The sequence below is a fragment of the Litorivivens sp. genome, assembly GCF_057445395.1.
In genome coordinates, this window is sequence record NZ_JBVBUV010000115.1 from 1 (window position 1) to 7337 (window position 7337).

General features: G+C 53.4%; 6 protein-coding genes. 3 read left to right on the forward strand and 3 right to left on the reverse strand.

Annotated features, from left to right (window positions below; all coding sequences use genetic code 11):
• The 3 genes from AC222A_RS18350 to AC222A_RS18360 form a co-directional block, all read left to right on the forward strand.
• Positions 1-1717 (forward strand): acetyl-CoA hydrolase/transferase C-terminal domain-containing protein (locus tag AC222A_RS18350; RefSeq protein WP_486775402.1); only part of this gene is annotated, 1717 nt, incomplete at its 5' end.
• 245 nt (positions 1718-1962) lie between these two features.
• On the forward strand, positions 1963-3783 hold the full coding sequence (locus AC222A_RS18355) for a S8 family serine peptidase (RefSeq protein ID WP_372747828.1): 1821 nt from the start codon (positions 1963-1965) through the stop codon (positions 3781-3783).
• Between the two features lie 102 nt (positions 3784-3885).
• Complete coding sequence (locus AC222A_RS18360; RefSeq protein WP_372747827.1) at positions 3886-4281, forward strand: nuclear transport factor 2 family protein; 396 nt, start codon at positions 3886-3888, stop codon at positions 4279-4281.
• 22 nt (positions 4282-4303) lie between these two features.
• Here the strand turns inward: AC222A_RS18360 and AC222A_RS18365 are convergent, their stop codons facing one another.
• The 3 genes from AC222A_RS18365 to AC222A_RS18375 form a co-directional block, all read right to left on the reverse strand.
• On the reverse strand, positions 4304-5341 hold the full coding sequence (locus AC222A_RS18365) for a hypothetical protein (protein ID WP_372759188.1): 1038 nt from the start codon (positions 5339-5341) through the stop codon (positions 4304-4306).
• A gap of 11 nt (positions 5342-5352) precedes the next feature.
• Positions 5353-6468 carry an esterase/lipase family protein gene (locus AC222A_RS18370; protein ID WP_486775403.1) on the reverse strand — a complete coding sequence of 372 codons (1116 nt, stop codon included), beginning with the start codon at positions 6466-6468 and terminating at the stop codon, positions 5353-5355.
• 153 nt (positions 6469-6621) lie between these two features.
• Positions 6622-7337 (reverse strand): acyl-CoA dehydrogenase family protein (locus AC222A_RS18375; RefSeq protein WP_486775404.1); only part of this gene is annotated, 716 nt, incomplete at its 5' end.

Consider the following 7337-nt stretch of genomic DNA (forward strand, 5'->3'; position numbering starts at 1 on the left):
GATGGTGGCTAGCCGTGAAATTGATGGTCGTCGTAAGCTCAGTATGAGCTGTAACCCGGATACATCGGCAGAGCTAGTCGAACGGCTCACAGCATCGGGGCGCGAATTCCGGTCGGTTGCCGTTCTCAATCGCGAGCTGCCCTACATGTGTGGTGACGCTGAAGTGGAGCCGGATTTTTACGATATGGTGCTCGAGGCGCCTACGCTTGATCATCCGTTATTCAGTGCGCCCAAGCTTCAACCCCTGGGAGACGTGGATTATCTGTTGGGTCTGCATGCCAGCTGTCTGGTTGCCGATGGTGGAACCCTGCAGATTGGAATTGGTGCGCTGGGTGACGCAGTAACGTACGCCTTGTGTTTACGACAACAGAACAGTGCGGCTTACAAAGAGGCATTGTTGCGGGCAGGCATCCTGACACCCGAGCGGCGTGATTTTATAAAGCGCGTCGGTGGTACCGGGCCTTTTGAGCGCGGCTTGTATGGTGCAACAGAGATGCTGGTAGAAGGCTTTATGCACCTGCAGCAGGCAGGCATTCTCAAGCGCGAAGTCTATGATTTCTGGGCGCTGCAGCAGCTTATTAACGCCGGAGATTGCGATCCAGAACGGCTCGATAGCTCGGTATTGGAAGGTTTGGCTGAGCAGGGTGTGCGTGAAATTCGCGGCAAGGACTTCAAGGTGCTCCAGCATCACGGATTGTTCCGCGATGACTGCCAGTACAGTGACGGTTATATCACTGCGCCTGATGGCGCGCGTGTGCCTGCGAATATGGCCAACCCTCACTCTCGGCGCGTTATGGCAACGCAGTGCCTTGGCACTTGCCTGAGAAATGGCCAAATTCTGCACGGTGGTTTCTATCTGGGTAGTCAGGATTTTTATCAGCGTCTGCGGGGTTTGCCGGAAATACTGCGTCAAAAAATCAATATGACCGGCGTTGATAAGATCAATCAGTTGGACATGAACCCCCGTTTATATCGAGCGCAGCGAATCCATGCCCGGTTTATCAACACTGGATTGAAAGTCACTTTAAATGGTGCTGTTGTATCTGACACACTGCAGAGTGGACAAGTGCTTTCCGGCGTTGGTGGTCAGTATAATTTTGTAGCGATGGCGCACCAGTTACAGACCGGGCGCTCTGTCATCATGCTGCGTGCGGTGCGTGAAAGTAATGGTCATGCCGAATCCAATATCGTTTGGGAATACGGCGCCTGCACGATTCCCCGGCATTTGAGAGATGTTGTGGTGACTGAGTACGGTATCGCGGATTTGCGCGGTAAATCGGATGGCGAGGTTATCAAGGCGCTGTTGAATGTTGCTGATTCCCGCTTTCAACAAAACCTGCTGGCAACGGCGATACGAGCTGGAAAAATCGAGCCCGACTACCATATTCCAGAGCAGTTTTCGGAGAACACGCCACAGCGGGTCAAGCAGACACTGCAAGATCTGCGTCATGATGGCTGCTTTCCCGCTTACCCCTTTGGTTGTGATTTCACGCCAGAGGAACTCGCTGTCGCCAAAGCGCTTAAAACTGTTGGTAAGAGTAAAATTCAGCTTTGCCTGGATGCGCTCACTCCCGTTGGAAAATCGGTACCCGCGGTTTGGCAATGGCTTCGCGTGCTGAGGCTCAGTGCGCCGAAATCGTTGCGGGATCGTGTCATGCGAAATGTATTGGGTGCTGCCTTGCGCCGGGCACTAAAGAGCGATAAGCGCGAAGAATAGTCTTTCTAACTTACATGATAAGCCGTTACGTGACCGTGTTCGCGTTATGTGGCGCGTAAAACACAATCTGTTTTAATTTGTCTTTTTTCTCTTTATGCGTGAGCCGGGTCACGAAATTTGGCGGCAAGAATGTGACGCCTGTCAGCATCGCTACTCCTTGATCTCCTAAACTTCGCCATGACATCAGCGCTACCAGCGTGTGCTGACTTTCCTATAAAAAAAGTGTCGTTTATGGAGTCTTATAAATGAAGAAATTGCTTCTCCTGGCCATGGGGGGATTGCTGTTATCTGGCTGTCAATCTGAATCGGGCAGTGATGCGACCAGCGCCGAGTTTACTGAGGTAAGTGAACAGGCAACGATGAAGATTGCAAATGTGGGCGAGGCAGTTAGCGGCCGCTACATTGTTGTTCTAGAAAAGCTTGATGTATTGGGCCTAGCGGATTTGACTACCCGGATTCAAGCGTTGGCATCAACTTACGGTATTACTACGGGGCGCGTTTTCGAACACGCGCTGACAGGGTTCGTTGCGGAAATGCCTGCCGATGTTGCTGCCATGTTAGCCCTCGACCCGCTGGTTAAGTACATTGAACCCGATCGCATCGTTGCTGCGACCGCCGTGCAGTCCAATGCTACCTGGGGCTTGGATCGACTGGATCAGCCTGCCTTGCCGCTTAATGGCAGTTATAGCTATTCGGTCAACGGCGGTGGTGTACATGCCTACGTGATTGATACCGGTATTCGCACAACTCACAATGAGTTTTCCGGTCGAATGGGTAGTGGCCATAACACCGTGAGCACTGGCGGCGGGCTGTTAGGTGGCGGCTCCGCTAACCCGGATGACACTGAAGACTGTAATGGCCACGGTACTCATGTTGCCGGTACGGTTGGTGGTTCTGTCTATGGTGTCGCCAAAAATGTGACGCTCTATCCGGTCAGAGTGCTCGATTGTAATGGCAGCGGTTTTAATTCTGCCGTTATTGCAGGCGTTGATTGGGTTATGGCTAATCACCAGAAGCCAGCGGTTGCGAACATGAGTTTGGGCGGGGGCAACAGTCAAGCCCTCGATGATGCGGTTCGCTCTGCAATCAACGCCGGCGTCACTTTCGTTGTAGCTGCGGGCAATGATAATACCGATGCTTGCACCGGTTCTCCCAATCGTGTTGCAGAAGCTCTTACCGTTGGTTCAACAACCAGCAGTGATGCGCGGTCCTCGTTTTCGAACAAAGGGTCGTGCGTCGATATTTTTGCACCCGGATCCAGCATTCGGTCGGCGGGTATCAGTAATAACAGCAGCACGGCGACTATGAGCGGCACCTCCATGGCGGCGCCTCATGTAGCTGGGATCGCAGCGCTGTATTTGTCGACCAAACCGGCAGCGGCCCCTGGCGAGGTGTTTAATGCTGTGCTTGGTGCGGGAACGTCAGGCAAGCTGAGTAGCCTGGGTGCAGGGTCACCCAACCTACTGGCCCAGAACAGCGTGAGCGGTGAAGGTGTCGACCTGCCCCCAGTGGCTAACCTGACTGTAGACTGCGCTGATCTGACGTGTACCTTTGACGCCAGCAACAGTTCAGACGATAGCGGCATTGCCAGCTATAGCTGGAATTTTGGCGACGGTAATACAGGGCAGGCGGCTGTTCTGGCCCATACGTATGCCGCAGCTGGCACCTATACGGTCACATTAGAAATTCAGGATACGGCCGGGCAATCCGATTCAGCGGTGCAAAGTGTTGTTGTGACGGAAGCTGGAAGCGGTCCTTGCAGTCAATGTGAATCAACCTCTGGCACGCTGAGCAATGGCCAGGTTGTCTATGTTCCTGCAAACGGGTTCGAGAGTGCTGGCGGTCGTTTTCAGGCGTGGCTTGAAGGTCCGGCAAATGCCGATTTCGACTTGCGGCTTGAAAAATACTCCTGCACGCTATTCTGCAGCTGGAGCAGCGTATCGCGATCGGAATCCAGCAGCAGCAGCGAAGAGATCGATTACAACGGCAATTCCGGTCAGTATCGCTGGCGCGTAAGTTCCTACAGCGGTTCAGGGGCCTACGAGTTCTGGTACCAGAACCCCTGATAGCCGTCCTTAAATGGCACGAATGGGCTCACCCATTCGTGCCATTGTGTGACTTTCCTCTGCTTGCTATTGTCGGTGCTCCAATAACAACAGGAGCGCACCATGGGCAACGCTTACAAGGCGCAGCAAGCCAGTTTTCAATCGGGTGAATATGTCCTTGCCGGTGACCGCGAAGGCTGGCTGAGTCTGTTTGCTGACGACGCTGTCGTGCAAGACCCGGTCGGTGAATCACCGCTGGATCCGAGTGGTCAGGGTCATCGTGGAAAGGAAGCAATTGCCGCGTTTTACGATACGGTGATTGGCCCCGGCGATATGCAGAAGTTTGAAATCACTGGTTCACACCCGGCGGGTGATGAATGTGCAAACATTGTAGAAATTCGTAACCTGCTCGGCGATACCGTCGTGGAAATGCAAATGGTCGTGGTTTACACGGCCAATGACGAAGGCAAACTGGTGTCTCTGAAAGCCTACTGGGATTTCAACAAAACGATGTCGTAAAAAAAGCCGGCGAACCGGCTTTTTATTCGCGGCCGATTCGTCGTTCACCCTTATATCGGTAGAAGCCTGCGGTTTCTTCCTGGCGGATAAGTTCGGCATCATGACCAAAAACGTCATTCTGCAAGGCATACAATGCTTGTTCCTGCTGATGACCATCGTATTCGCTTAGTATTTTCTGCCGTTCGGCCATGTAAGTCTGCCCGGCTTCCCAAGCAATATCCCGTTTTTCATCCAGGTTTTCCCAGCGATCCAGGGCGTCCGCATTCATTCCTAAAGCTGCCCGTACCTTGCGTAGCTCCCGACGTCGCTCAGGGGCCGGCATCGCTCTAAGGGTTGACTGCACGGACGGCAACTCTACGAATTTGCTCAGTAGTTCGGTCTGTCGGGTTTCAATGAATTTATCGCTGTGTTCGCCGTAACTTTCCTGCACGCTATCCATCAAAGCGTCGAGTTTTGTTTGCAGATCAGCGTCCTTGTCCTGATCGATTCTTGCGAGCGTCTCCGAGATTTTCTGGTTACGCAACTCGGCGGCCCAGATTTTTTCCGCGTCTTCACCAAAGGCTGCATAGCGTTTATCCCACAATGCCTGACGGCGCTCTTCAGGGGTCATTTGTTGCAATTGTTTCCGGTCCACCAGCAGCCATTCGTTGTAGCGTTCCAGTGACTCGAATTTATTCTGCAGGCTTGCCGCCAATTCGGGAAAGCTGGCATTGAGGAAGGCTGCAACCCGTTCCCGCCAATCGTCGGGATAGTGCGCTTTCAAATAGGAAATGAGCTGCTCGAGAAAGCGTATTTGCGCATGTTGTATATGAATGTGCGGGGCAAACCGGCTTTGCATATCGGCGACAAAAAAAGCGTTGCGCTCTTCGTCGCTACTCCATTTTGGTTCTGTGGCCGCCGCGGTGGGCGCCTCATTCTGGTATTCAGGAATGGCCTGTTCTGCCGTAGCCTCGCGTGTTGGCTGCAGTGTGGCCGTGGATTCGTTACTTGGCCAGAAAGTGAAAACCAGTGCAGCTGCCGCTGCACTGGTGATCAATATGGCCGGAACCTTGTTCGCCATAATACCTCCGCTTACAACCCGTTGTCGGCAATGAAGTCGGTGATGGCAGCGTAGAATTCCATTTCATCAAAGGTATCGGGCGGTACGCCGATGATATCCAAGTGATCCTGATTGATTTTCCAGGCGTGGGAGGTCATCTGAGTGGCGTTAGGCGCGTTCAGATCTGCAACGTAGCCGGTGTTGGTCTGGGTCCAGACATAGTCGAGGCAGCCATAGCATTCCCAATACTCGAGCCGGTAACCCATTTGCTGGGAGTTGATGCCCACAAGACCGTCATCATCGTTGTCGCTGGCGTTTCCGTCTCCTGTGCCCAGTGCGCCGTCGCCGTTGGCGTCATAGCTTGCGTAGCCGTCACCGTCGATTTCTGTCCAGAGCTCTTTAAGCAGGTACAGCGCCGGATTCATGTTGCCGTTATCCTGTCCGGTCAGGAAGCTGCGAGAGCGCTCGATGTTGGCGGTTCCGGCGGGGTAAGCCTGGTTAAAGGCATACGTGCCGGTTGTTACACCGTCATTGGGGTCGTAGTCGTGGTTCACCAGCTGCTTGAGCGCGGCAATCGCGTCGTTACCGCCACCATAGATCACATTGCCAAAATACTCGGCCAGTGTTTCCAGAATGGTGGTGACGCCAGGCTGCAAATTCAGCACATATTGCGCAATGGGTGAGCCACGGTGAGGTGAGGAAATACTGATGGCGTATTTGACCACCCGATAACCGCGGTTATCGTGCAACAGTTTGGCTGCTTTACGCAGATCAAGGCCGCCTTGTGAGTGACCGATGACGTTAACGTAGCTGTGCCCGGATGAGGCGAGGTAATTCTGAATATCCTGGTAGAGTTCGTAGCCGCGTTGCTCTGAGCTAGCGAAGGGCGTTACCGAGGCAACAAAAGATTCCTGCTGCGAGTTAATGTCGTGGTTGCAGTAGTATTCACCCCAGCTGCAGGTGTCCAATACGTAAACGCCATAGTCGTCGCCCCAGTAGTCATAGCCGAGTATATCGTCAAAGCCGGCCATGCCGTGGGCAAATACAATGGGGTAGGTGGTTTTATTGGCATCGCGTGCCTGTGCGGACATGGTGAATACACTGCATATCACCATCAAGGCTGTTGTCAGCCTGGTTCGCATCTTCATACGTTTCTCCTTTTTCTTTTGTTACTTTTATAGTGGCCGTATGGCCGGAGTTTGTATGACAAACTGCGTCAATTAAGGTGTTGCCGGGTGGTGCTCCTCCTTTTGGCTCTAGAAAAATAGAGACACCAGCAGATGCTGGCGTCTCTGGGTAGCTTACTTCACCAGTTCGCGACCGATGATCAGCTTCATGATTTCGTTCGTGCCGCCATAGATGCGCTGTACACGGGCGTCGGCCCAGGCGCGGGCGACCGGGTATTCCCACATGTAGCCATAGCCACCGTGCAACTGCAGGCACTCATCCATGACTTTGCCTTGCAGATCGGTGCTGAGCATTTTGGCTTTGGCAGCGGTGACCGCGTCGAGCTTTTCATCGATATGCAGTTCCAGGCAGCGATCAATGAAGACCGTGGCGGAAGTGAGATCGGTGTCGAGCTCAGCCAGTTTGAACTGGGTGTTCTGGAAAGTTGCGATGGATTTGCCGAAGGCTTTGCGCTCAGTCACATACTCAATGGTCTTTTCCAGAATTGCCTGAGAGCTGTGAATGGCCAGGATGGCGATGTTGAGGCGCTCCTGAGGCAAATCCTGCATCAAGTAGACAAAACCCATGCCCTCTTCACCGAGCAGGGCTTCCTTGGGGACGCGAACGTCTTGAAAGAAGAGCTCCGAGGTGTCCTGAGCTTTCAGGCCGATCTTGTTAAGGTTTTTGCCTTTCTCGAAACCGGGAGTGCCGGCCTCTACCAGAAACAGGCTGGTGCCCTTGGCGCCAGCTGAAGGATCGGTTTTGGCAACTAACACCACCAGGTCGGCGTGCTGGCCGTTGGTGATAAAGGTCTTGGAGCCATTGATGATGTAGTCGTCGCCGTCCTTGA

What these genes read in the sequence shown, in the direction of transcription:
- AC222A_RS18355 (WP_372747828.1), top strand. Translation starts at nt 1,963, where the DNA reads ATGAAGAAATTGCTTCTCCTGGCCATGGGGGGATTGCTGTTATCTGGC.
- AC222A_RS18360 (WP_372747827.1), top strand. Translation starts at nt 3,886, where the DNA reads ATGGGCAACGCTTACAAGGCGCAGCAAGCCAGTTTTCAATCGGGTGAA.
- AC222A_RS18365 (WP_372759188.1), bottom strand. Translation starts at nt 5,341, where the DNA reads ATGGCGAACAAGGTTCCGGCCATATTGATCACCAGTGCAGCGGCAGCT.
- AC222A_RS18370 (WP_486775403.1), bottom strand. Translation starts at nt 6,468, where the DNA reads ATGAAGATGCGAACCAGGCTGACAACAGCCTTGATGGTGATATGCAGT.